Here is a 23,214-nt window from a genome sequence, read left to right as displayed (position 1 = left end):
TCGAATGGCACCCAAGCGGTCATACGTATCCGATGGGGGTTGGCCGGACCGAGGAAGTTGACCTAGCTTGGGTCGGTCCGCGAAAGCCGCTGCTTCAACCGCAAACACCCGGCAGTGGGCCACGGCGATGCCGTAGGACGCCTTCCCACGGTCAAGGTTCGCTTCCCGCGCGGAATTGCGTTTGCTCGACCACCACGGATGGCTGCGTCGGAGGAGCGCCCACGGCTCTCCGCACGTCTGGCGTGGGTCGCGAGAAGCTTGTCGAGCGAGCCTACAAGCTGAGACGTCGCCGATGCCGGCTCCGCCCGTCACGCCGCCGGGGGATGCGCCAGGAACTCGGCGATCGCGGCGACGAACCTTTCGCCGTAGGCCTCGCGCTTGCGCTCGCCGACGCCGTGGACGGTGCGCAGCGCGTAGAGATCCACCGGCTTGCCCTTGGCCATCTCGATCAGCGTCCGATCGGGAAACACCATGAAGGCGGCGATGTTGTCGGCGCGCGCGATGGTGGCGCGTAGGCCGCGCAGGTGCTGGAACAGGGCCTCGTCGGCCGGGCTCAGGTCGTCCGAGCCGGCGTCGCGCACGGCGCCCGCGCGGCGGCGCTCGCGCGGCTCGGCCGATTTCGGCTCCGGGTCGGGGCGGAGCTGCACCGGCTCGCGGCCGAACAGGATCGCCTCGCCCTTGTCGGTCATGGTGAGGCCGCCGTAGCCGTCGGTGTTCTCGGCCACCGCGCCGGCGGCGAAGAGCTGGCGCAGGATCGCGCGCCAGGCGGCGACCGGCTTGTCGGCGCCGACGCCGAAGGTCTTGAGCTGCTCGTGGCCGTTGCGGCGGATCGGCTCGCTCACCTTGCCGTGGACCACGTCGCAGACATAGGCCGCGCCGTAGCGCTGCCCGGTGCGCACGATCGCCGAGAGGATCTTCTGGGCCGGGACCGTGCCGTCGACGAGCGTGACGCCGCCGCGGCAGAGGTCGCACCGGCCGCAATGGCCGCTGGCCTCGTCGAAGTAGGCGAGCAGCGATTGCCGGCGGCAGGCCGCGCCTTCGCACAGCGCGATCATCGCCTCGAGCTTGCGCCGCTCGACGCGGCGGCGCTCGTCCGGCACCTCCTTCTCGTCGATCTGGCGGCGGCGCAGGGCCATGTCGTCGAGGCCGTAGAGGGTCAGCGTGTCGGCGGGCAGCCCGTCGCGGCCGGCGCGGCCGATCTCCTGGTAGTAGCCCTCGACGTTGCCCGGCATGTCGGCGTGGCAGACGAAGCGCACGTCGGGCTTGTTGATGCCCATGCCGAAGGCCACCGTCGCGGTCATCACGACGCCGTCCTCCTGCAGGAAGGTGTCCTGGTTGCGCATGCGCGTGCCCTGGTCGAGCCCGGCATGGTAGGGATACGCGTTGAAGCCGTCCTTCTTCAGGCTCTCGGCCAGCTGCTCGGTGCGCTTGCGCGACGAGCAGTAGATGATCCCGCTCTCGGAGCGGCGGTGCTTGAGGAAGCGCTCGATCTGCCGGGTCGGGTTGTCCTTGGCGGCGAAGGTCAGGCCGATGTTCGGCCGGTCGAAGGAGTGGACGAAGGTCTTGAGGTCGCGCCCTTGGGGAAACAGGCGCTCGGCGATCTCGGCCCGCGTCGCCTTGTCGGCGGTCGCCGTCAGCGCCACGGTCTGGACGTCGCCGAGCGCCTCGCGGGCGCGGGACAGCGCACGATATTCGGGGCGGAAGTCGTGGCCCCATTGCGAGACGCAATGCGCCTCGTCGACCGCGAGCCGGCGGACGCCCGCGCCGCGCAGCGCGTCCATGCAGCCGTCCATCAGCAGGCGCTCGGGCGAGACGAAGAGCAGCCGCAGCTCGTTCGCGCGGATCATCCGCCAGGTCTCGCGCGAGACAGATTCGGCCACCGACGAGTTCAGGGTCGCTGCCGCGACGCCGAAGCCGCGCATCTGCTGCACTTGGTCGTGCATCAGCGCGATCAGCGGCGAGACCACGACGGTGAGCGAATCCTCCACCAGCGCCGGCAGCTGGTAGGTCATCGACTTGCCCGAGCCCGTCGGCATCACCGCGAACACGTCCGCGCCCGAGAGCACCGCCTCGATCACCTCGTCCTGGCCGGGTCGGAAATCGTCGTAGCCGAAGGTGGTCTTGAGGGCGCGCCGCGCATCGTCGAGTCGTGAGGTCATGCCTGTCCCAGGTGAAACCACGGCTTGCCGCCGGGGTGCGTATACACTAACAGCAGATTGTCTACACGGACGCGCGCGATGCCGCTGAACATCCGAAGCGAGGAGGTGAACCGCCTCGCCGACAAACTGGCGGCCCTCGCCCGGGTCAGCAAGACCGAGGCGGTGAAGATCGCGCTGGCCAACGAACTGGAGCGGCGGGATCGCGCCCTACCGCTGGCCGAACGGTTGCGGCCCCTGCTCGATGAGATCGCCGCCGTACCGCGAACGGGTCTGGAGGCCGACAAGGCCTTCTACGACGGCCTGAACGACGAGTGATGTTCGTCGATGCCTCCGCCATGGTCGCGATCATGAGCGCAGAGCCGCCAGCGGCGGCGTTGATCCGGTGCCTCGACCAAGCCGAAGCACCGATCACCTCGGCGCTTGCCGTCTTCGAGACCGTCATGGCCCTCTCGCGAAAATTGAGTCAGGACGTCGCGAACTCCGAATCGCAGATCGAACGGTTCCTCCTGGCCGCCGGCATCCGATTGGTGCCGATCGCCGCGGCGGAAAGCCACGAAGCCCTCGCCGCGCATGCACGCTACGGCAAGGGCCGCGGGCATCCGGCACAGCTCAATCTGGGCGACTGCTTCGCCTATGCCTGCGCCCAGGTCCACGACGTTCCCCTGCTCTTCGTCGGCGACGACTTTCCGCAGACCGACATTCGCTCGGCGATGGCTTGAGGGTCAGCGCGCGACGATGGCGACGGCGGCGCCGGCCATGACCGTTCCGGCCCCACGATTGATCGCGCGACGGGCGCGAGACGACGTGAAGACCCGGCGCGCGCGGGCCGCGGCGAGCACATAGGCCGCCAGCACCGCACTCAGCACGACGACGATCGTCGCCGCGATCTCCGCGATGCCCAGCGGCGTGAGATGATCGAGGTCGACGACAGTCGGCAGCAGGGCCAGGAAGAACAGGATCACCTTCGGGTTGCCCAAAGTGAGGGTCAGTCCGCCGAGAAACAGGCGAACGGCGCCGTGTCCGGCCATGGGCGCGGCTTCGACCGCGTCGGTGCGGGCGGTCCAGGCTCCCCAGGCGAGATACGCGAGATAGATCGCGCCGGCGTATTTCAGGACGACGAATCCGATCGCGAAGGTCTGCGCCACCATGGCAAGGCCCGCCACCGTCAGCGAGAACCCGACGAGATCGCCCGCGACGAACCCCGCCGCGAAGCCGATGATCCCCGGCGTCCCCCGCGCCAGCACCCGCGCCACGAGCGCGGCGATGCCCGGGCCGGGCGAGGCGACGGCGATGGCATAGACGGCGGCGAAGAAGGCGAGGCTGGACAGCGGCATCGTGGTCACGAGGGTCGAGATCAGGGCCGCGCGATGCGCCCGTCTGAGATTCCTATCACATCGGCCCGCCCGCCGAGCTCGGCGAACATCGCCGCGTCGGCCCCGGTCATGAACACCTGCCCCGGCAACGCGTCGAGGGCCGCGAACAGGCCGGCGCGGCGGCGGGGGTCGAGGTGGGCGGCGACCTCGTCGAGGAGGATCAGCGGCGCGATCCCGCTCATCGCCCGCACCAGCTTGGCATGGGCGAGCACGAGGCCGATCAGCAGCGCCTTCTGCTCGCCGGTCGAGGCGGTGGCGGCCGGCACGTCCTTCGGGCCGTGCCGGACCACGAGATCGCTGGTCTGGGGGCCCGACAGCGTGCGCCCGGCGGCGCGGTCGCGCGGGCGGCCCCGGGCGAGGGCGAGGCGGAAGCGGTCCTCCGCCTCGAGCGCCGGCCAGACCGCGACGAGGTCGTCGAGGTCGCCCTCCAGGCGCAGGGCCGCCCAGGGAAACGGCTGCGCGTCGTCGCGGGTCTCGTGGATCAGGCGATCCAGCCGCTCGGTGGTCTCTCGGCGGGCGAGCGCGACGGCGACGCCGAGCTCGGCGACCTCGCGCTCGATCGCGTCGAGCCAGCGGCCGTCGTTCGGGCGCTCCTCCAGCAGGCGGTTGCGCGAGCGCAGCGCCCGCTCCATCGCCGAGACGCGGGCGCCGTGGCCGGAATCGACCGCGAGCACGAGCCGGTCGAGGAAGCGGCGGCGGTCGCCGCCCGGCCCGCGGAACAGCCCGTCGAGGTCCGGCGTCAGCCAGACAACGCGCAGGAACTCCGAGAAGGCGACCGGGGAGGGCGCGCCGGCCCCGTCGATCCGGCAGAGCCGGCTGATGCGCCCGTCGAAGCCCGGCGGCTCGCATCCGGTCCCGAGGCGGTGCTCCGCCCCGTCGCGCGCCAGCGTCACCGAGACGGCGAACCCGCCGGGGCCGTCCTTGCGCGCCATCGCCGAGAACTCGGCCCGCCGCAGTCCGCGGCCGGGCGCGAACAGCGAGATCGCCTCCAGGATGTTGGTCTTGCCCGCCCCGTTCTCGCCGACGAGCGCGACGAAGCGGTCCGACAGCGGCAGGTCGAGATCGGCGTGGTTGCGGAAGTCGCGGGCGGTCAGGCGGGTGAGGCGCTGCACATCCGCATCATCCGTCTCGTTCGATGGCCCACCCGAGTGCGAAACCGGTGCCTCGCTCACACCCGCATCGGCATCAGCACGTACAGCGCCGAGGCGCCCTCGCGGTCCTGGATCAGGGTCGGGGAGCCCGGATCGGCGAGCTTGAACAGGGCGGTGTCGCCCTCAAGCTGGCCGGTGATGTCGAGGAGGTAGCGGGCATTGAAGCCGATATCGAGGCCGGCGGCCTCGTAGTCGACGTCGAGCTCCTCCGTCGCGCTGCCCGAATCCGGGTTGTTGACCGAGAGCGAGAGGCGGCCCTCCTGCAGGCCGAGCTTCACCGCCCGGCCGCGCTCCGACGAGATCGTCGAGACCCGGTCCACCGCCCGCGCGAAGGATTCGCGCTCGACGGTGAGGCGCTTGTCGTTTCCGGCCGGGATGACGCGCTGGTAGTCGGGGAAGGTGCCGTCGATCAGCTTGGAGATCAGCGTCACGCCGGAGGCGAAGCGCAGGCGGATCTTGGCGGGCGAGAGGTCGATGGCGACGCTGTCGCCGCCGTCGTCGACGAGCTTCTGGATCTCGGCGACCGCCTTGCGCGGCACGATGATGCCCGGCATGCCGGCGCTGCCCTCCGGCGCGTCGATCTCGACGCGGGCGAGCCGGTGACCGTCGGTGGCGACCGCGCGCAGCTTCAGCCCCTCCGCCTCGATGGTGTGGAGATAGATGCCGTTGAGGTAGTAGCGCGTCTCCTCGGTCGAGATCGCGAACTGGGTCTTCTCGATCAGGCGCTTGAGGTCGGCGGCCGCGATGCCGAAGCTGTGCGGCAGCTCGCCCGCGGCGAGGTCCGGGAAGTCGCCTTCCGGCAGGGCGCCGAGCGCGAAGCGCGAGCGGCCGGAGCGGATCGTCATCTGGCCGGACTCGCCGCCGGTCTCGAGCGAGACCTGCGCGCCCTCGGGGAGCTTGCGCACGATGTCGTAGATCACGTGGGCCGGCACGGTGGTGGCACCCGGATCCGAGACGTCGGCCGGCACGGTCTCGGTCACCTCGATGTCGAGGTCGGTCGCCCGCAGCTGGAGGCCGCCGTCGGTGGCACGCAGCAGCACGTTCGACAGGATCGGGATCGTGTTGCGCCGCTCCACGACGCGGTGCACGTGGCCGAGCGACCGTAGGAGGGCCGCACGCTCGACAGTGACTCTCATCGCAGTACTCTGAATGCTCGAAGGACCGTGCTCGAACGCCGCCGCGGCCGGCGGGTTCGGAGTTTGGCCGTTCAGCTTGGCGAAGCGGCGCCGCGAAGGCAAGGGCGCGATTCGTCCCTCGCACAGGGCGATCGGGGGCGGGACGGGCCGACGACCCGCCCCGCGCGTCCCGCCCCGCGAGAGGGGAGGGACGGAGCAGGATCAATCCTGCAGCATGCGCTTCAGGAGCTCGACCTCGTCGCCGAGAACCGCGTCCTCGCCGATCAGCTTCTCGATCTTGCGCACGGCGTGGAGCACCGTGGTGTGGTCGCGCCCCCCGAAGCGGCGGCCGATCTCGGGCAGCGAGCGCAGGGTCAGCACCTTCGACAGGTACATCGCGATCTGGCGCGGCTTCACCACCGCGGCGGTGCGGCGCTCGCTGAGGATGTCGGAGCGCGAGACGTTGTAGCGCGAGGCGACGAGCTTCTGGATGTCCTCGATCTTGATCCGCTTCGGCTCGCGGTTCTTCACGAGGTCGCGGATCGCGGTCTCGGCCGTCTCCATGGTCACGGCGGTGCCGGTGAGCGTGGCATGGGCCAGCAGGCGGTTCACGGCGCCCTCGAGGTCGCGGCCGTTGGCCGTGATCGCGCGGGCCACGTAGGTCGCCACCGCCGGCGAGACCTCGAAGCTCGGATGCGCCACCCGCACGGCGGCGAGCCGCGCGGAGAGGATCGAGGCGCGGAGCTGCTCGTCCAGCATCCCGATCTCGACCACGAGGCCGCCGGCCAGGCGCGAGCGGACGCGCTCGTCGAGCGCCTCCAGCTCCGTCGGCGGCCGGTCGGAGGCGACGACGACCTGGCGGCCGGCATCGATCAGCGCGTTGATGGTGTGGCCGAACTCGGCCTGGATCGACTTGCCCTGGATGAACTGCACGTCGTCGAGGATCAGCAGGTCGATGCCGCGCAGGCGCTCCTTGAAGGCGAGCGCGTTCTGGGTCTTCAGGGCGTTGACGAAGCCGTACATGAAGCGGTCGGCCGTGAGGTAGATCACCCGGCGGCCGGCCTCGCGGGCGGCGTGGCCGATGCCGTGCAGCAGGTGGGTCTTTCCCAGGCCGACGCCGGCATGGAAGTAGAGCGGGTTGTAGAGCGCACCCTCGCCATCGTGGCGGGCGACGCGGTCGGCGGCGGCATGCGCCAGGGAGTTCGACCGGCCGAGCAGGAAGTTCGCGAAGGTGAGCCGCGCGTCGAGGGGCGCGCCGTTGAGCTCGCCGGCGATCTCGGCGCGCATGTCGGGCGCCGGGGTCGTCGGCATCGGGGCGGGCGTGCCGGCGGCGTGGAGGCGGGCGAGCGGGCCGCTGGTCGGGCCGGGCTTCGGGGCGCCGGGCGCCACCGGGCGGACGGGGGCGGTGGTGCCGCGCACGCCGACCTCGATGCGGCCGACCTCCTCGACCTCGGCCTTGAAGGTGTTCAGCACCCGGTCGAGGTAGTGCGACTCGATCCAGCTCTTCAGGAACCGGGTCGGCACGGTCAGGCGGGCGGTGCCGCCGACGACGCAATCCAGCTCCAGGCGGGCGAACCAGCTCGCGAACACGTCCTCGCCGAGCTCGGCCCGCAGGCGGCGTTTCACCCGTCCCCAGGCTGCGGCGGCCTCCGTGGACCCGTTTCCTCCGCCGCTTCCGCCGCCGCCCGACACGCTCTCGTCGACATGCATCACTGACACTCTCCTCGCACCGAGGACGGGAGACCCGCCGACGGGGCGTACGCACGCACACTGGAACACCCCGTGAACACGGGCGGGGCGCAAAAATCGGAGGGAGTCAACCCGTCCGACGACGCTGCTGGTCGATTTGAAGAGCCTATCAACAATTGCCTACGGTAGTTTTAACAGTGGGACTTGCGGGGAAAGCCTTGACCGCCACTTCGGCGAGTCGAGCGGAGTCGAAGCGACGCACGATACGGCTTTGATTCGACGCATGATTCGGCTTGGTGGCGGAGATGCTGTGGGTTTGCTGGGGCGTGGTGAGGTTTTGTTAAGCTACACCCGCCCCGAAGACTCCGCAACGAAATGGATTTTTGAAAATGGGTTAACGCTTCGTCACGCGCCAAGCGGGGACAAGGCGCGAACATCGACCGCGCCCTCAGGCGCTCCCGGAGCGCGTCTCGACGGCGGTGTCGCGGGCAACGATCGGTCCGCATCGCCCAGGCTGGCGCCCGGATCTCCGCGTTGCTCGACCCCGCGACGGCGACTGAACGACGGCGTCGTGCCGGCGCGGCGCCGGTGCCCTCTCCCGTTCGGCAGGGGGACAGGGTCAAGGGGGCAGGGTGAGGGGACAGGTCCTTCCGGGCAGGTCTCACCCCAACCCCGACCCTCTCCCGGACGGGGGAGGGGGCCGTGCGGGCCTTCGAAGGCTCACCGGCTGCCATCATGCGCAAGATGCAGCAGCCCGCCTCAGGGGAGGGCGATCGCGGAGGGTACGCGCCTCGCGTCGAGCGCGCTCGCCGTCCCGAAGAATGAGGACATGGCCGCGATGGCTCGGGCACACGAAAAAGCCCGGCGCGAAGGCCGGGCTTTTTCGTATCGGGACCTGATGGCGCGTCGGCGGTGCCGACGGCGGCCGCGCTCAGGCGGCGGCGGCCAGGGCCTTCACGCGGGCGGCGAGGCGCGAAACCTTGCGCGAGGCATTGTTCTTGTGAACGATGCCGCTCTGGGCGGCCCGCATGATCTCCGGCTCGGCGGCGCGGAGCGCGCTGAGGGCGTCGGACTGCACGCCCGCGGCGATGGCCTCCTCGACCTTGCGGACGAAGGTACGCATCCGGGAGCGGCGCGAGCGGTTGATCGCCGTGCGCTTGGCGATCTTGCGGGTCATTTTCTTGGCCGACACGGTGTTGGCCATGGGCATCCTCGTATCAAAGGGCGGGGACCTTCGAGCTCGGGGAGCCTCGGATCGGTCTGCGCTGGGTGTGGCGAATGGCGAAGCCGACGACGCGTGCAACCGCACGGGCCCTCGGCAGAGCCGGCTCTATAGCCACGGGACGCCGCGTCGTCAACGCGGATCGGCGCATCCGGCTTGATCGCGCCGGGCCGGCCCGGGATGATACCGGGCGATCCGGGGAGGGACCAGCGTGGTGCACAGGGTGAGCGAGGCGGATGCGGCTCGCATCGCGGCGTTCCGTCCGGCCTCCGGCATGGAGACGCCGCGCTTTGCCGGCGTGGCGAGCTTCATGCGGCTGCCCTGCCGCGATCCGCGAGGCGCCGAGGGCGTCGAGATCGGCCTCGTCGGCATCCCGTTCGACGGGGCGACCACGAACCGGCCGGGCACCCGCCTCGGCCCGCGCGGCGTGCGCGAGGCCTCGACCGGCACGCGGGCGATCAACCATGCCAGCGGGCTCGCGCCCTACGCGCTGGCGGCCTGCGCCGACCTCGGCGACGTGCCGGTGAACCCGATCGACGCCGGCGAGACCTGCCGGCGGATCGAGGCGTTCATGGGCGGCCTCAGAGCGGCCGGCATCGTGCCGCTCGGCGTCGGCGGCGACCACCTGATCAGCTATCCGATCCTCCGGGCGCTCGGGCGCGACCGGCCGCTCGGCCTCGTGCACATCGACGCCCACAGCGACACCGACGACGCGCAGTACGGCGGCACCCGGCTCACCCACGGAACCCCGTTCCGCCGCGCGGTGGAGGACGGCGTGCTCGATCCGCGGCGCTGCGTGCAGATCGGCATCCGCGGCAGCATGGATGCGGCGGACGAGCGCGACTGGGCCTGCGCCCGGGGCATCCGCGTCATCACCATGGAGGAGGCCGCCGGCCGCGGCATGCCGGAGGTCGCGGCCGAGGCCCGCGCCATCGCCGGCCGCGGCCCGACCTATCTCAGCTTCGACATCGACAGCCTCGACCCGGCCTATGCGCCCGGCACCGGCACGCCGGAGATCGGCGGGCTGACCACCCGCGAGGCGCTGGCCCTGCTGCGCAGCCTGCGCGGCCTCGACCTCGTCGGCGCCGACCTCGTGGAGGTGGCGCCGCCCCTCGACCCGTCGGGGCTCACCGCGCTCACCGGCGGCCAGCTCGCCTTCGAGATCCTGTGCCTGCTCGCCGACGCGGTCGCCGCACGCCGGGCGGCGCGGGCGGACGCCGATCAGGCGAGCGAGAACCGGTAGGTCGTCGCCGACGCGAAACGCTCGCCGGGCCGCAGCACCGCCGGCGGGAAGCCGGGGTGGTTCGGGGCGTCGGGGAAGGCCTGCGTCTCGAAGCAGACCGCGTCGCCCGAGCGGTAGATCCGGCCGCTCGGGCCGATCAGCGTCCCGTCGAGGTTGTTGCCGGTGTAGAGCTGCAGGCCCGGCAGCGTCGTCGCCACGTCGAGGCGGCGCCCGCTCCCCGGCGCGATGCAGGTCGCCGCCGGCCGCAGCCGTCCGTCCGCATCGCGGAGGACGAAGCAGTGGTCGTAGCCCTTGGCGAACGCGAGCTGCGGATCGCCGTCGCGGATGCGCCGGCCGAGCGCCATGCCGGTGCGGAAATCGAACGCCGTGCCGGCCACCGGCCGCAGCGTGCCGGTGGGCACCTGCGTCGCGTCGGTCTCCAGCACCGCGTCGGCCGGGATCGTGACGACGTGGCCCATGACGTCGCCGGCGCCTTCGCCCGCCAGGTTGAAGTAGCCGTGGTTCGTCAGGTTGAGCACGGTCGGGCGATCGGTATGCGCGCGGTAGTCGATCCGCAGCGTCCCGTCCTCGGGCAGGCCGTAGGTCACCGCGACGTCGAGGTTGCCCGGAAATCCCTCCTCGCCGTCGGGCGAGCGGCGCGCGAGCGTCAGGTGCGCGTCATCGACCGATTCGACGCGCCACATCCGCCGGTCGAAGCCGCGCGGCCCGCCATGCATCGCGTTCGGCGGCTCGTTGATCGGCAGGGCGTAGGCGTGGCCGTCGACCGTGAAGCGCCCCTTGGCGATGCGGTTGGCGAAGCGCCCGATCAGGCCGCCGAAATGCGGGCTCTTGGTCTCGTAGCCCGCCACCGTATCGAGGCCGAGCACGACGCTGCCGACGCGCCCCCCGCGATCCGGCGTCTCGATCGCGGTGACGATCCCGCCGTAATCGAGCACCTGCACGCGCAGCGGCCCGCGCACCAGGGTGAAGCGTGTCACCGTCTCCCCGTCCGCCGTCCGTCCGAAGGTCTCGCCCGTCATCGCCCGTTCCCGTCCCGTGACGCGGGGATTACGCGCGAGACCCGATTCGGCTCACGACACCGGCGCCGGTGCCGGGTCGTCCGAAAGCTGCATCCGGTGCAGGCGGGCATAGGCGCCGCCCTGGGCGATCAGGGCTTCGTGCCGCCCGGTCTCGACGACGCGGCCGGCCTCCATCACCACGATCAGGTCGGCCTCGCGCACGGTCGAGAGCCGGTGGGCGATGACCAGGGTGGTGCGGCCCTTCATCAGCCGGGTCAGCGCGTCCTGCACCAGGCGCTCGGATTCCGAGTCGAGGGCCGAGGTCGCCTCGTCGAGGAGCAGGATCGGCGCGTCCTTGAGGAAGGCGCGGGCGAGCGAGATGCGCTGGCGCTCGCCGCCCGAGAGCCGCCCGCCGGCGGGCCCGACGCGGAAGTCGTAGCCCTCGGGCAGCCGCGCGACGAAGCCGTGGGCGGCGGCGGCCTCCGCGGCGGCGACGATTTCGGGCATCGTGGCGCCGGGCCGGCCGAAGCCGATATTGGCGGCGATGGTGTCGTCGAACAGCACCACCTCCTGCGACACCACCGCGACGGCCGCGCGCAGCGACGCCAGCGTCACCCCGCGCACGTCCTGCCCGTCGATGGCCACCGTTCCGGCGGTGGCGTCGTAGAGGCGGGGCACGAGGTTCAGCAGCGAGGACTTGCCCGAGCCCGAGCGGCCGACCAGCGCCGTGGTCGAGCCGGCCGGCACGACGAGGTCGATGCCCTCCAGCGCCGGCGCGTCCGGCCGGTAGCGGAAGTGCAGGTTCCGGTAGGCGATCTCGCCCGGTCCCCGCCTCAGCGCGACGGCGGCGGGCGCCTCCCGGATCGTCGGCGCCTCGTCCATCAGCGCGAAGTAGCGGGTCAGCGCGGCGGCCGCCTCCTGCAGGATCGCGTTGAGGGTGCCGAGCGCGCGGGCCGGCTGGGCGGCGAGCAGGAGCGCGGCGACGTAGCCGGTGAAGTCGCCCACCGTGCGCTCGCCCGCCATCACCCGCTGGCCGACCAGCATCAGCACCGCCGCCACGGCGAACCCGCCGCCGACCTCGAGCAGCGGGTCGAGGCGCCCGCGGGCGTTGGCGGCCTTCATCTTCAGGCGCCGGACCGAGTCGAGCGCGTCGGCCGCGCGGCCCTTGAGGTAGCCCTCCATCGCGTAGGTTTTTGCGATGCGCACCCCCTGGAGGCTCTCGGAAATCAGGCTGGCGGTGGCACCCATCTGCTCCTGGGTGGTGGTGGAGACGCGCCTGAGCTTCTTGCCGATCCGCCCGATCGGCCCGGCGACGAAGGGCACGGTGACCGCGGCCACCAGCGTCAGCACCGGATCCATCCAGATCAGCGCCGCGACGAGGCCGACGAGCATGGCGACGTCGCGCAGCAGCACGGTCGAGATCCGGGTCAGCGCCTCCTTGATGAAGGCGAAGTCGGTGGTGAAGCGCTGTGTGAAGGCGGCCGGGCTCTCGCGCCCGAGCTGCGCCAGGTCGGCGTCGATCAGGTGCCCGTAGAGCGCGGCCTGCATGTCGGCCTCGACCCGGGTCACGACACGGTTGGTCAGCACCGTCTGGCCGAACAGCGCGAAACCGCGCACCGAGGTGACGACGATGACGATCAGCGGGCCGTAGGCCAGCGCGCCGGCATCCTTGCGGTCGAAGGCGTCGAACGCGCCCTTGATCAGCGCCGGGTACAGGCCGGTCGAGGCGCCGACCAGGGCGATGAGCACCAGCACCACGGCCAGCGTGCCCCGGTGCGGCGACAGCCACTCGCGCCAGAGCCGGCGGAGCAGGGGGATCGTGTCGCCCTTCAGGCGCGCCATCGCGGGTTCCGAGATCGTCCGGGCGAAGGGCGCCGGCCCACCGTCGCCCGAGGCGGCGGTGGCGCGGGTGTGCCGCCCCGGCCGCCGCGGATCAAGCGCCGCCTGCGTCAGCGCCCGTCGCGGGGGCCTTGCTCGCCCTCGCCGCCGTCCTCGCCACGGCCGCCGTGGCGGTGCCGATGCCCGCCCACCGGCCCGGCCAGGATCATCGCCCGGCGCTTCTGGTCGGGGTCGAGGGTGGCGTAGAGCGGCCCCGAGGCGTCGGCGAGCTTGCCCAAAGCCGCGCCGCGGACGGTGGCGGCATCCGCCATGGCGCGCAACGCCGCCGGCGCGTCCTCGTCCATGCGCTTGCGATCGCGCATCGCGGCCATGCGCTCGCGGCGCTGGCGGGCGAGGTCGCGCATCGCCGTCTCGACCGGCGGCCACAGCTTCTCCTGGTCGGCGTTGAGGCGCAGGCCCGCATGGAGCGCCGCGATGCGGGCGTCGGCGAAGGCCGCGCGGTCCTCGGGGGAGAGCCGGCTCCAATGGCCGCCCCAGCGGCGGGGCGGGCCGTCCTCGCCGTCGCGCGCCGCGACCGCGCCGGCCAGGGCAAGGCCGGCGAGGCCGGCGACGAGGGCACCCTTGATCACACGTCCGACCATCTCGGTCTCCATTCCTTCCGCGGCGAGCCCGGATCGGGTGCCGCCGGATCCGCAGCGCGGCCGAGCCGACCGGCCGTCCCGCTGCCGCACCGATCACACCGCATCCGTGTTTCGGCGGTATGTCGCCGCGCGCGGCTTGGCGATGTAACACTATTACACTATCAGCACGCCGGACGGCTGTGAGGAGTACTCGACGATGGCGACCCGGACCACGACGCGACTCGGCCTCCTCCGAGCGACGGCCCTGGCGCTGTGCCTGCACGCCGCATCGCTTCCGGCCTTCGCGGCGGACCGCGTGCGGGCGGTGGCGACCTTCTCGATCCTCGGCGATCTCGTGCGGCAGGTCGGCGGCGACGCCGGCGCGGTGACCACCCTCGTCGGGCCCGATGCGGATGCCCACGGCTACAGCCCGGCGCCCGGCGATTCCCGGACGCTGGCCGCCGCCGACATCGTGTTCGTCAACGGCCTGGGCTTCGAGGGCTGGCTCGACCGGCTGATCCGCGCCTCCGGCTCGAAGGCGCCCGTCGTCGTCGCCTCGGCCGGGGTCGCGACGATTCCCAGCCGGCACGACCATCACCACGGCGGCGCGGGCGGCCACGACGCGGCGTCGAGCCCCGACCCGCATGCCTGGCAGAGCATCCCGAACGCCAAGGTCTACGTCGCTAACATCCGCGATGGCCTGGCGAGGGTCGATCCGGGCCATGCCGCCGACTACGCCCGCAACGCCGAGGCCTATCTGGCCCGGCTCGACGCGGTCGACGCCGAGATCCGCGCGACGCTCGCCAGGATTCCCCCCGAGCACCGCAAGGTCATCACCACGCACGACGCCTTCGGCTACTTCAGCGCCGCCTACGGCCTGACCTTCCTGGCGCCGCAGGGGGTCTCGACCGACAGCGAGGCGAGCCCGCAGGACGTCGCCCGGATCATCCGGCAGGTCCGCCAGGACAAGGTGCCGGCGGTGTTCATCGAGACCATCGCCGACCCGCGCCTGATGCAGCAGGTCTCGCGGGAGAGCGGCGCGCGGATCGGCGACAAGGTCTATTCCGACGCGCTGTCCGGGGCGGCCGGCCCGGCATCGACCTATCTCGACATGATGCGGAGCAACCTGCGCGCGTTCGGCGCGGCGCTGGGGCCGTCGTGACGCTCAGAGCAGGCCGAGCTGACCGCCGCCGTCACCGGAGTTGCGGCGCTTCGGGCCGCGCCTGACCAGCACGCCGGCGCCCGACACCATCGCCTTGAAGGCGGCGACGTCGGCATAGGCCTGGACCTGGGTCCGGAACCGGACGGGCGAGCACACCACCGGTCCGTTGCGGTCGTCGACCAGCGTCCACAGCCAAAGGCCGCTCGGATCCTCGGTGATATCGAACCGCATCGACGCTGCCCCCCGGCAGGTGCTGGATGCTTCTTCGATACATCAGAAAAAAGCTCGGCGGGTAAACGGCTTAGGGCGTTCAAGGCTTTGCCGGCAACGAACCGTCGAATCGGCCCAATCGTCCCCGCTCTCATCGGTTTCCACAGGGACGGCGGCCGGCGCCAAGCCGCGTCGTCCCGCGACCCGTCTCGTCGTGCAGTCTAGTCGTGCGCTCGCCGCGTCAGCCAAAACGCCCAGAGACCGAGCATCAATCCGCAAATCGGAAAGGCGAACATCAACAGAACGTGCGGATCGCTCATCGGAGGGTCCTGAGAATTCTGCGTCCGAGCCAATGTAGGGCCGCACTCGTCATCGCGCAAAGGAGAAGGTTGGCGCCCAGGAGCGCAGCTCCGAAGTCGATGCCGGCGAGCCGCCCGGAGAAGACAGGTGCAAGGCCGCCCACGGCCAGGATCGCGATGGCGACGCCGTTCACGTAGGTCGCGGTGAGCTTGGCGCTCTCGTTGGCGACGAGCTTGGAACGATCGCCCGCGTCTTGCGGAGCCTTGGATTCAGAGACCATCAGGCAGTATGGCGGGCGACCCGGCACGGGGAAACGGTCGGCCGACGCCGCGGCACCCGTCACCTCCAGCAATGACAGATCGTAAACCGATGGTTAAGACGCCCGCTCTAGCTTGATCGTGAGAGTGACCGGCGCCGATCTCCGCGCACCGGCCTTCAGGGGAACCGCGTGCGTTGGGGGGCTGATCGCTGGCGCTTGTATCGGCTGGTCGGACGCGAGGTCGCCCGGACCGCACGCGCCGCCTCGGCCCGCTTCACCGCGCCACCGGACATCCTCGCCCGCGTCCGCGTCACCGGCCTCGTGATCGCGCCGCACGACCTGCGCACCTCCGACGCCACCTTCGCCGACGACATCTATGCCGGGCTCTTCGTCTTCGCCGGGCGCTCGCTCGCGGTGAGCGGCGGCTCGCCGTTCGACTACACGCCGCCCTCGCCGGAATGGGCCGACGTGCTCTACGGCTTCGGCTGGCTCAGGCACCTGCGCGCCTCCGACACGGCGCTTGCCCGCGCCAACGCCCGAGCCTTCGTGGCCGATTTCGTGGCCGGGCGCGGCGACCCGGCGCTGGCGCGCCAGACGCCGGTGGCCGCCCGCCGTCTGATCTCGTTCCTGAGCCAGTCGCCGCTGGTGCTGGAAGGGGCCGACCACGCCTTCTACCAGACCTTCCTCAGGGCGCTGGCCCGCGGGGCGCAGCAGCTCGAGCGCGACCTGCGGCGCGGGGTGCCGCCGCAATGGCGGCTGAACGCGGCCGTCGCGCTCTGCTTCGCCGGGCTGTGCTGCGAGGGCATCCAGCCGATCCTGCGGCGCGCCACCCGCGTGCTGTCGCGCGAGCTCGACCGCCAGATCATGCCGGACGGCGGCCACCGCTCGCGCGATCCGCGCTTCGCGATGGAGCTGCTCCTCGACCTGCTGCCCCTGCGCCAGAGCTATCTCAGCCGCAGCGTCGAGCCGCCCGAGGCCCTGCTGCGCGCCATCGACCGGATGCTGCCGCTGCTGCGCCTGCTGCGCCACGCCGACGCCTCGCTGAGCCATTTCAACGGCATGGGCGCGACGGCCGCCGACCACCTCGCGACGCTGCTGATCTACGACGGCGCCCTGGCGCAGCCGATGATGCACGCGCCGAATTCCGGCTACGAGCGGCTGGAAGGCGGCCGCATCGTCGTCATCGCCGACGTCGGCGCCCCGCCGCCGCTGCCGTACTCGCTCAATGCCGGGGCCGGCTGCCTGTCGTTCGAGATGTCGAGCGGGCCGCAGCGGATCGTGATCAATTGCGGCCTGCCCGCGAGCGGCCCGGAGCTGCGCCGGCTCGCCCGCACCACGGCCGCCCACTCCACCGCCTGCGTCGCCGACGCATCGTCCTGCCGCTTCCTCGGGTCCGGCGGGTGGTGGGGCGAGCGCGTCGCGGCGCGGTGGCTCGAACGCCGCGTCGGCCCCGTGGTCCTGCGCGGGCCGGCGGCGGTGAAGGCCGAGCGCAGCGACGAGGGCGCCTCCACCGTGCTCGCCGCCCGGCACGACGGCTACGCCCGCGACCACGGCATCGTCCACGAGCGACGCTGGCAGCTCGCCGGCGCCGAGGGGCGGCTCGACGGGCAGGACGCGTTCCTGCGCGCGTCCGCGAGGAAGGGCCGGCCGCGGACGCAGGACGTGGCGATCCGCTTCCACCTGCACCCGGCGATCGCGGTGCGCCATCAGGAGGACGGGCTCGAGCTGTCCTCGCCGCTCGGCGAGGTCTGGACCTTCCACGCCACCGGCGCGGAGATCCGGCTGGAGGAGAGCGTCTACTTCGCCGGCCTCACCGGCGCGCGCCGCACCGACCAGATCGTGCTGCACGTGGCCGTCCACGACGACGTGCGCGTCGACTGGACGTTCCAGCGCCTCGCCTCGGCCCCCGGACGCACGCCGAGCGCGGCGGCCTGACCGGCCTTCTGGCCCGGCGGCGGCCATTCGTGCTACCGCGCCCGGAACACCCTCGAAACGACAAGACCCACGATGTCGCATGATCAGGTGCGGGTTGCCCGCGCGCTCCTTTCCGTCTCCGACAAGGCGGGGCTCGTCGACTTCGCCCGCGCCCTGAGCGCGCGCGGCATCGCCCTGGTCTCCACCGGCGGAACCCACAAGGCGCTGACCGAGGCCGGGCTGCCGGTCACCGAGGTCGCCGAGCTCACCGGCTTCCCCGAGATGATGGACGGCCGGGTGAAGACGCTTCATCCGGCGGTGCATGGCGGGTTGCTCGCCATCCGCGACAACCCCGAGCACCAGGCCGCGCTCGCTGCCCACGGCATCGGCGCGATCGACCTGCTGGTGGTCAACCTCTACCCGTTCGAGGCGACGATCGCGGCCGGACGCGACTACGACGACTGCGTCGAGAACATCGACATCGGCGGCCCGGCGATGATCCGCGCGGCGGCCAAGAACCATGCCGACGTCGCGGTGGTGACGGACGTCTCCGACTACGGCGCGGTTCTGGAGGCGCTGGCGCAGGGCGGCGGCACGCTCACCCGGCCCTTCTGCCGGCAGCTCGCCCAGAAGGCCTATGCCCGCACCGCGGCCTACGATGCGGCGATCGCCAACTGGATGTCCGCCCACGTGGAGGCCGCCGGCACGGCACCGTTCCGCAGCTTCGGCGGCCAGCTCGCGCAGGGCCTGCGCTACGGCGAGAACCCGCACCAGGCAGCCGCCTTCTACCGCGCGCCGGGGATCGCGCGGGCCGGGATCGCCACCGCACGGCAGGTGCAGGGCAAGGACCTGTCCTACAACAACCTCAACGACACCGACGCAGCCTACGAGTGCGTCGCCGAGTTCGATCCGGCCCGCGCGGCGGCGGTGGCGATCATCAAGCACGCCAATCCCTGCGGCGTCGCCGAGGGCGCGAGCCTGACCGAGGCCTATGCCCGTGCGCTCGCCTGCGACCCGACCTCGGCCTTCGGCGGCATCGTCGCCCTCAACAGGCCCCTCGACGCGGATGCCGCCCGCGAGATCGTCAAGATCTTCACCGAGGTCATCATCGCTCCCGAGGCGTCGGTGGAGGCGATCGCGATCGTCGCCGCCAAGAAGAACCTGCGCCTGCTGCTCGCCGGCGGCCTGCCGGATCCGCGGGCCGCGGGCGAGACCGTGCGCACGCTCGCCGGAGGCCTGCTGGTGCAGGGCCGCGACGCCATGGTCGTCGACGACATGGCGCTGAATGTGGTCACGCGGCGGGCGCCGACGGAAGCCGAGCTCGCCGACCTGCGCTTCGCCTACCGGGTCGCCAAGCACGTGAAGTCGAACGCCATCGTCTACGCCAAGGGCGGCGCCACCGTCGGCATCGGCGCCGGGCAGATGTCGCGGGTCGACTCCTCGTGCATCGCCGCCTGGAAGGCCGCCGAGGGTGCCCAGCGCCTCGGCCTCCCGGACAGCCTCGCGGTCGGCGCGGTGGTGGCCTCCGACGCGTTCTTCCCCTTCGCCGACGGCCTGATGGCGGCGGCCGAGGCCGGCGCCACCGCCGTGATCCAGCCCGGCGGCTCGATGCGGGACGACGACGTGATCCGCGCCGCCGACGCGGCCGGGCTGGCGATGGTGTTCACGGGGGTGCGCCACTTCCGGCACTGAGCGGCGTCGCAGCCCCCCGAATGAGGGAAGGCCCCGCCGACCGGCGGGGCCTTCTCGTTGTCGTGCCGATCCGTGCGCGGCGACGATCTCGTCGCTCAGCGGCGCGGGGCCGGGGCGTCCGCGTCGGCGTAGATGTCGCGGTCCTTGGTCTCGGGCACCAGGAACAGGCCGATGATCACCGTCGCGACGGCGATGACGATCGGGTACCAGAGGCCGTAATAGATATCGCCGGTCTGGGCGACCATCGCGAAGGCGGTGGCCGGGAGCAGGCCGCCGAACCAGCCGTTGCCGATGTGGTAGGGCAGGGACATCGAGGTGTAGCGGATCCGGGTCGGGAACAGCTCGACCAGCATCGCCGCGATCGGCCCGTAGACCATCGTCACGAACAGGACGAGGACGAACAGCAGCCCGATCACGCTCGCCACCTGCGGCCGGAAGATGTCGAACGGATTCGACATCTTCACGATGCCGGCGTCGTTCGCCTTCGGGTAGCCCGCCGCCTGCAGGGCTGCGGTGGCGGCCTTGTTGAAGTCCGCGGCCGGGCTGCCGGCGGGGAACGGCACGGCGGTGTCGTTGACCTTGACCACGGTCGGCTGGCCGGCGGGGCCGGCTTCGGTGGCGTACTTCACCGACGACTTCGAGAGGAAGTCGCGGGCGAGGTCGCACGGCGCCGAGAACACGCGGGTGCCCACCGGGTTGAACAGGTTCCCGCACTCCTTCGGGTCGGCCACCACCGTGACCTTCACCTGGTCGATCGCCCGCTCGAGCGCCGGGTTCGCCACCGAGGTGAGTCCGTGGAACAGCGGAAAGAAGCTCGCGGCGGCGATCGCGCAGCCGGCCAGGATGATCGGCTTGCGGCCGATCTTGTCCGAGAGCCAGCCGAAGAACACGAAGAAGCCGGTGCCGAGCAGGAGCGACCAGGCGATCAGCAGGTTCGCGGTGTATCCGTCCACCTTCAGGATCGATTGCAGGAAGAACAGCGCGTAGAACTGGCCCGTGTACCAGACCACGCCCTGGCCTGCGACGAGGCCGAACAGGGCGATCAGCGCGATTCTGGCGTTCGTCCACTGGCCGAAGGCCTCCGTCAGCGGCGCCTTCGAGGTGGTGCCTTCCTCCTTCATCTTCTTGAAGGCCGGCGACTCGGAGAGCTGCAGGCGGATCCAGACCGAGATGCCGAGCAGCAGCACCGAGACCAGGAACGGGATGCGCCAGCCCCAAGCCTTGAACGCCTCCTCGCCGGTGAACGAGCGGGTCGCCAGGATCACCAGCAGCGACAGGAACAGGCCGAGCGTCGCGGTGGTCTGGATCCAGCTCGTGTAGAAGCCGCGCCGTCCGTTCGGGGCGTGTTCGGCGACGTAGGTCGCGGCACCGCCGTACTCGCCGCCGAGCGCGAGGCCCTGCGCGAGGCGCAGCACGATCAGGATGATCGGCGCCGCGATGCCGATGGTCTCGGCGTTGGGCAGGATGCCGACGATGAAGGTCGACAGGCCCATAATCAGGATGGTGACGAGGAAGGTGTACTTGCGGCCGACGAGGTCGCCGACGCGGCCGAACACCAGGGCGCCGAACGGGCGGACGATGAAGCCGGCGGCGAAGGCGAGCAACGCGAAGATGTCGCGCGTGGCCGGCGGGTAGGCCGAGAAGAACTGCGCCCCGATGATCGCGGCGAGCGAGCCGTAAAGGTAGAAGTCGTACCACTCGAACACGGTGCCGAGGGACGACGCGAAGATCACGCGCTTCTCGGCCGAGGTCATCGGCCGTGCCGCGTCTCCCGGCCGTGGGACTGCGGTTGCAGCAACCATCTTGAAATTCCTCCCGATCCGTCGTGTCCCGGTGCTCCTTTCGCGGAACCGGGCTTGGGACGACGCGCTCGCGTCGTCCGGCCGTTCGGCAAGAACCGAACACGCGATTGTTACCCGAGGCCTCGATTCTGCCAACAGGTCGGACGGGCGGAACGGAAGGAATGAAGACGTTGTAACAGGTTTGCTTCGGCTCGTGCGCGAAGCAGGCCTGTCGCGGAGCCGTGCCGCGACGAAGAAGGGGCGCGGCGGATGCCGCGCCCCCTCGAAAGGCGTCGCCGGTGTGGCGGGCGTCAGTGCGCGTGGGCGCCCTCCGCACCGATGCCGGTCTCCGAGCGCACGAACTGCGCTTCGAAGGCGGCGCGCTCGCGCTCGGCCCGCCGCGACTTGTCGAGCGTCGAGACGATCCAGATCGTCGCGAACGCCAGCGGCATCGAGAACAGCGCCGGGTTGTCGTAGGGGAAGATCGCCGCCGCATGGCCGAGCGTCGCGACCCACACGGCCTTCGAGAGCACCACCATCGTCACCGCCGAGATCAGCCCGACGAGGCCGCCGAGCAACGCGCCCCAGGTCGTGGTGCCGCGCCACAGGATCGACATGGCAAGGACCGGGAAGTTGCAGCTCGCCGCCACCGAGAAGGCGAGGCCGACCATGAACGCCACGTTCTGGTTCTCGAACACGTAGCCGAGGTAGATCGCCACGATGCCGATCACCACCGCCGCGATCTTCGAGAGGTTGACCTCGTGCTTCTCGGTGGTGCGCCCGCGGGCGATCACCTGGGCGTAGAGGTCGTGGCTGACGGCGGACGCACCGGCCAGCGTCAACCCGGCGACGACCGCGAGGATGGTCGCGAACGCCACCGCCGAGATGAAGCCGAGGAAGTACGGCCCGCCGACCGCGTTGGCGAGGTTGACGGCGACCATGTTGGTCCCGCCGAGCATGTCCTTCAGCTTGTCGAACGCGCCGGCCGGCCCGAGCTTGAAGTAGGACGGATCCGACATCAGCAGGGCGATGCCGCCGAAGCCGATGATGAAGGTGAGGATGTAGAAGTAGCCGATCAGGCCGGTGGCGTAGAACACCGACTTGCGGGCGGCCTGGGCGTCCGAGACGGTGAAGAAGCGCATCAGGATGTGCGGCAGGCCGGCGGTGCCGAACATCAGGCCGACGCCGAGCGAGATCGCCTCGACCGGGTTCGACACGAGGCCGCCGGGCGCCATGATCGCGTCGCCCTTCGGATGCGTGGCGACGGCCGAGGCGAACAGCGCCTCCGGGTTGAAGCCGTACTTGAGCAGCACGGCCCCGGCCATGAAGGTGGCGCCGCCGAGCAGCAGGCAGGCCTTGATCACCTGCACCCAGGTGGTAGCCTTCATGCCGCCGAAGGCGACGTAGACGATCATCAGCACGCCGACGATCACCACCGCGTAGAGGTAGGGCAGGCCGAACAGCAGCTGGATCAGCTTCCCCGCGCCGACCATCTGGGCGATCAGGTAGAACGCCACCACGACCAGCGTTCCGGTCGCGGAGATGATGCGGATCGAGGTCTGGTCGAGGCGGAAGCTCGCCACGTCGGCGAAGGTGAACTTGCCGAGGTTGCGCAGGCGCTCGGCGATCAGGAACAGCACGATCGGCCAGCCGACGAGGAAGCCGGTGGAGTAGATCAGCCCGTCGAAGCCCGAGGTGTAGACGAGGCCGGAGATCCCGAGGAACGAGGCCGCCGACATGTAGTCGCCGGCGATCGCCAGCGAGTTCGTGCCGGCCGAGATGCCGCCGCCCGCGGCGTAGAAGTCGGCCGCGGACTTGGTGCCCTTGGCCGCCTTGTAGGTGATGCCCAGCGTGAACAGCACGAAGAACAGGAACATGCCGATGGCCGGCCAGTTCGTCGCCTGCTGCTGCACGGCGCCCATGTCGGGGCCGGCCGCGAGCGCGGGGCCGGACAGCAGGGCGGCTCCCAGGAATGACAGGGGGCGGATCATCGTCCGAGGCTCCGCTTGAGTTCGGCGGCCAGGGCGTCGTAGCGGGTGTTGGCGCGCATGACGTAGAGGCCGGTGAGGAGGAAGGCGAAGAGGATCACGACGACCCCCATGAGAAGGCCGACCGACGCGGTGCCGCTGCCGAGCTTCACCGCGAGCAGGCTCTTGTCGAAGGCGATCAGGCCGATGAAGCCGAAATAGACGAGCAGCATCAGGCCGGTGAGGATCCAGCCGAAGCTCGTGCGCTCTTGGACGAGCTGGCGGAAGATCGGGCTCTTCGCGACTTCGTCGTAGGCGGGTCCGGACGCGGTGCTGCCGGGCCGCGGCACCGCTGGGGCGGGGCGGCCGTCGAGGCCGCTTGTGGTGATGGACATGTGTGCTCCCTCCGATGAAGGGGTACCCGCGATCGGGCCCGCCTTCCGGTCGACGTGACTGCATTTTTTGCATGTTGGAGGCGGACGCCCTGGGGCATCCGCCTCGGTGAGCGGGTCGAGGCCCG

At 71.2% G+C, this 23,214-nt stretch carries 20 protein-coding genes; 6 read left to right on the top strand and 14 right to left on the bottom strand.

Annotated features, from left to right (window positions below):
* Positions 1 to 308: 308 nt before the first annotated feature.
* A complete protein-coding gene (gene recQ / locus MKK68_RS15280) occupies positions 309 to 2,159 on the bottom strand; it encodes a DNA helicase RecQ (RefSeq protein ID WP_147859671.1) in 1,851 nt (616 codons plus the stop codon).
* A gap of 78 nt (positions 2,160 to 2,237) precedes the next feature.
* Here recQ and MKK68_RS15275 point away from each other — a divergent pair, with 78 nt between their 5' ends.
* Together MKK68_RS15275 and MKK68_RS15270 are read left to right on the top strand one after the other, a co-directional pair.
* A complete protein-coding gene (locus tag MKK68_RS15275; protein ID WP_147729277.1) occupies positions 2,238 to 2,474 on the top strand; it encodes a type II toxin-antitoxin system VapB family antitoxin in 237 nt (78 codons plus the stop codon).
* Positions 2,474 to 2,878: a type II toxin-antitoxin system VapC family toxin gene (locus MKK68_RS15270; RefSeq protein WP_147729276.1), complete on the top strand. Its 405-nt coding sequence runs from the start codon at positions 2,474 to 2,476 to the stop codon at positions 2,876 to 2,878. The genes MKK68_RS15275 and MKK68_RS15270 overlap by 1 nt, the downstream gene beginning before the upstream one ends.
* 3 nt (positions 2,879 to 2,881) lie before the next feature.
* On the opposite strand, the gene MKK68_RS15265 is transcribed toward MKK68_RS15270, so the two are convergent.
* The 5 genes from MKK68_RS15265 to rpsT all read right to left on the bottom strand — a co-directional run bounded on the left by MKK68_RS15265 (position 2,882) and on the right by rpsT (position 8,691).
* Positions 2,882 to 3,493 (bottom strand): LysE family translocator, encoded by a 612-nt coding sequence (locus MKK68_RS15265; RefSeq protein WP_244031021.1) that lies wholly within the window; start codon positions 3,491 to 3,493, stop codon positions 2,882 to 2,884.
* Positions 3,494 to 3,513: 20 nt separating this feature from the next.
* A complete protein-coding gene (gene recF, locus MKK68_RS15260) occupies positions 3,514 to 4,644 on the bottom strand; it encodes a DNA replication/repair protein RecF (RefSeq protein WP_244031020.1) in 1,131 nt (376 codons plus the stop codon).
* Between the two features lie 56 nt (positions 4,645 to 4,700).
* On the bottom strand, positions 4,701 to 5,819 hold the full coding sequence (dnaN, locus tag MKK68_RS15255) for a DNA polymerase III subunit beta (RefSeq protein WP_147844487.1): 1,119 nt from the start codon (positions 5,817 to 5,819) through the stop codon (positions 4,701 to 4,703).
* 201 nt (positions 5,820 to 6,020) lie between these two features.
* Positions 6,021 to 7,508 carry a chromosomal replication initiator protein DnaA gene (dnaA, locus tag MKK68_RS15250; protein ID WP_147862941.1) on the bottom strand — a complete coding sequence of 496 codons (1,488 nt, stop codon included), beginning with the start codon at positions 7,506 to 7,508 and terminating at the stop codon, positions 6,021 to 6,023.
* A gap of 910 nt (positions 7,509 to 8,418) precedes the next feature.
* Positions 8,419 to 8,691, bottom strand: a complete 273-nt coding sequence (rpsT, locus tag MKK68_RS15245; protein ID WP_147728871.1) for a 30S ribosomal protein S20 — start codon at positions 8,689 to 8,691, stop codon at positions 8,419 to 8,421.
* 292 nt (positions 8,692 to 8,983) lie between these two features.
* Here rpsT and speB point away from each other — a divergent pair, with 292 nt between their 5' ends.
* The gene (gene speB, locus MKK68_RS15240; RefSeq protein ID WP_244031113.1) at positions 8,984 to 9,952 is read left to right on the top strand and encodes an agmatinase; all 969 of its coding nucleotides are present in this window, start codon (positions 8,984 to 8,986) and stop codon (positions 9,950 to 9,952) included.
* Here speB and MKK68_RS15235 read toward each other — a convergent pair.
* From MKK68_RS15235 to MKK68_RS15225, 3 genes are all read right to left on the bottom strand, one after another.
* Positions 9,931 to 10,971 carry an aldose epimerase family protein gene (locus MKK68_RS15235; protein ID WP_244031019.1) on the bottom strand — a complete coding sequence of 347 codons (1,041 nt, stop codon included), beginning with the start codon at positions 10,969 to 10,971 and terminating at the stop codon, positions 9,931 to 9,933. The two genes, speB and MKK68_RS15235, sit on opposite strands and share 22 nt — an antisense overlap.
* Before the next feature lie 51 nt (positions 10,972 to 11,022).
* Complete coding sequence (locus MKK68_RS15230; protein ID WP_147859414.1) at positions 11,023 to 12,792, bottom strand: ABC transporter ATP-binding protein; 1,770 nt, start codon at positions 12,790 to 12,792, stop codon at positions 11,023 to 11,025.
* Positions 12,793 to 12,899: 107 nt separating this feature from the next.
* Entirely contained in the window at positions 12,900 to 13,430 is a 531-nt protein-coding gene (locus MKK68_RS15225) for a Spy/CpxP family protein refolding chaperone (protein ID WP_244031018.1), read from the bottom strand.
* Positions 13,431 to 13,626: 196 nt separating this feature from the next.
* On the opposite strand from MKK68_RS15225, the gene MKK68_RS15220 reads away from it, so the two are divergent.
* Positions 13,627 to 14,571, top strand: coding sequence for a metal ABC transporter substrate-binding protein (locus MKK68_RS15220; protein ID WP_244031016.1), 945 nt, complete (start codon positions 13,627 to 13,629; stop codon positions 14,569 to 14,571).
* A gap of 3 nt (positions 14,572 to 14,574) precedes the next feature.
* Here the strand turns inward: MKK68_RS15220 and MKK68_RS15215 are convergent, their stop codons facing one another.
* Both MKK68_RS15215 and MKK68_RS15210 read right to left on the bottom strand, forming a co-directional pair.
* A complete protein-coding gene (locus tag MKK68_RS15215; RefSeq protein WP_244031015.1) occupies positions 14,575 to 14,802 on the bottom strand; it encodes a hypothetical protein in 228 nt (75 codons plus the stop codon).
* Positions 14,803 to 15,097: 295 nt separating this feature from the next.
* Entirely contained in the window at positions 15,098 to 15,361 is a 264-nt protein-coding gene (locus MKK68_RS15210) for an amino acid transporter protein (protein WP_244031013.1), read from the bottom strand.
* Positions 15,362 to 15,529: 168 nt separating this feature from the next.
* On the opposite strand from MKK68_RS15210, the gene MKK68_RS15205 reads away from it, so the two are divergent.
* Positions 15,530 to 17,275, top strand: coding sequence for a heparinase II/III family protein (locus MKK68_RS15205; protein ID WP_244031010.1), 1,746 nt, complete (start codon positions 15,530 to 15,532; stop codon positions 17,273 to 17,275).
* 72 nt (positions 17,276 to 17,347) lie between these two features.
* Complete coding sequence (gene purH, locus MKK68_RS15200) at positions 17,348 to 18,946, top strand: bifunctional phosphoribosylaminoimidazolecarboxamide formyltransferase/IMP cyclohydrolase (protein ID WP_244031005.1); 1,599 nt, start codon at positions 17,348 to 17,350, stop codon at positions 18,944 to 18,946.
* Between the two features lie 95 nt (positions 18,947 to 19,041).
* On the opposite strand, the gene MKK68_RS15195 is transcribed toward purH, so the two are convergent.
* From MKK68_RS15195 to MKK68_RS15185, 3 genes are all read right to left on the bottom strand, one after another.
* Positions 19,042 to 20,748: an MFS transporter gene (locus MKK68_RS15195; RefSeq protein WP_244031003.1), complete on the bottom strand. Its 1,707-nt coding sequence runs from the start codon at positions 20,746 to 20,748 to the stop codon at positions 19,042 to 19,044.
* 290 nt (positions 20,749 to 21,038) lie between these two features.
* On the bottom strand, positions 21,039 to 22,718 hold the full coding sequence (locus MKK68_RS15190; RefSeq protein ID WP_244031001.1) for a cation acetate symporter: 1,680 nt from the start codon (positions 22,716 to 22,718) through the stop codon (positions 21,039 to 21,041).
* The gene (locus MKK68_RS15185; protein WP_147726407.1) at positions 22,715 to 23,089 is read right to left on the bottom strand and encodes a DUF485 domain-containing protein; all 375 of its coding nucleotides are present in this window, start codon (positions 23,087 to 23,089) and stop codon (positions 22,715 to 22,717) included. The genes MKK68_RS15190 and MKK68_RS15185 overlap by 4 nt, the downstream gene beginning before the upstream one ends.
* Positions 23,090 to 23,214: the final 125 nt, after the last annotated feature.

It is taken from the genome of Methylobacterium sp. E-016 (genome assembly GCF_022829745.1).
GTDB lineage: Bacteria > Pseudomonadota > Alphaproteobacteria > Rhizobiales > Beijerinckiaceae > Methylobacterium.
Note: the sequence above shows the minus strand (reverse complement) of the source record. Positions and strands in the feature narration are given on the sequence as shown.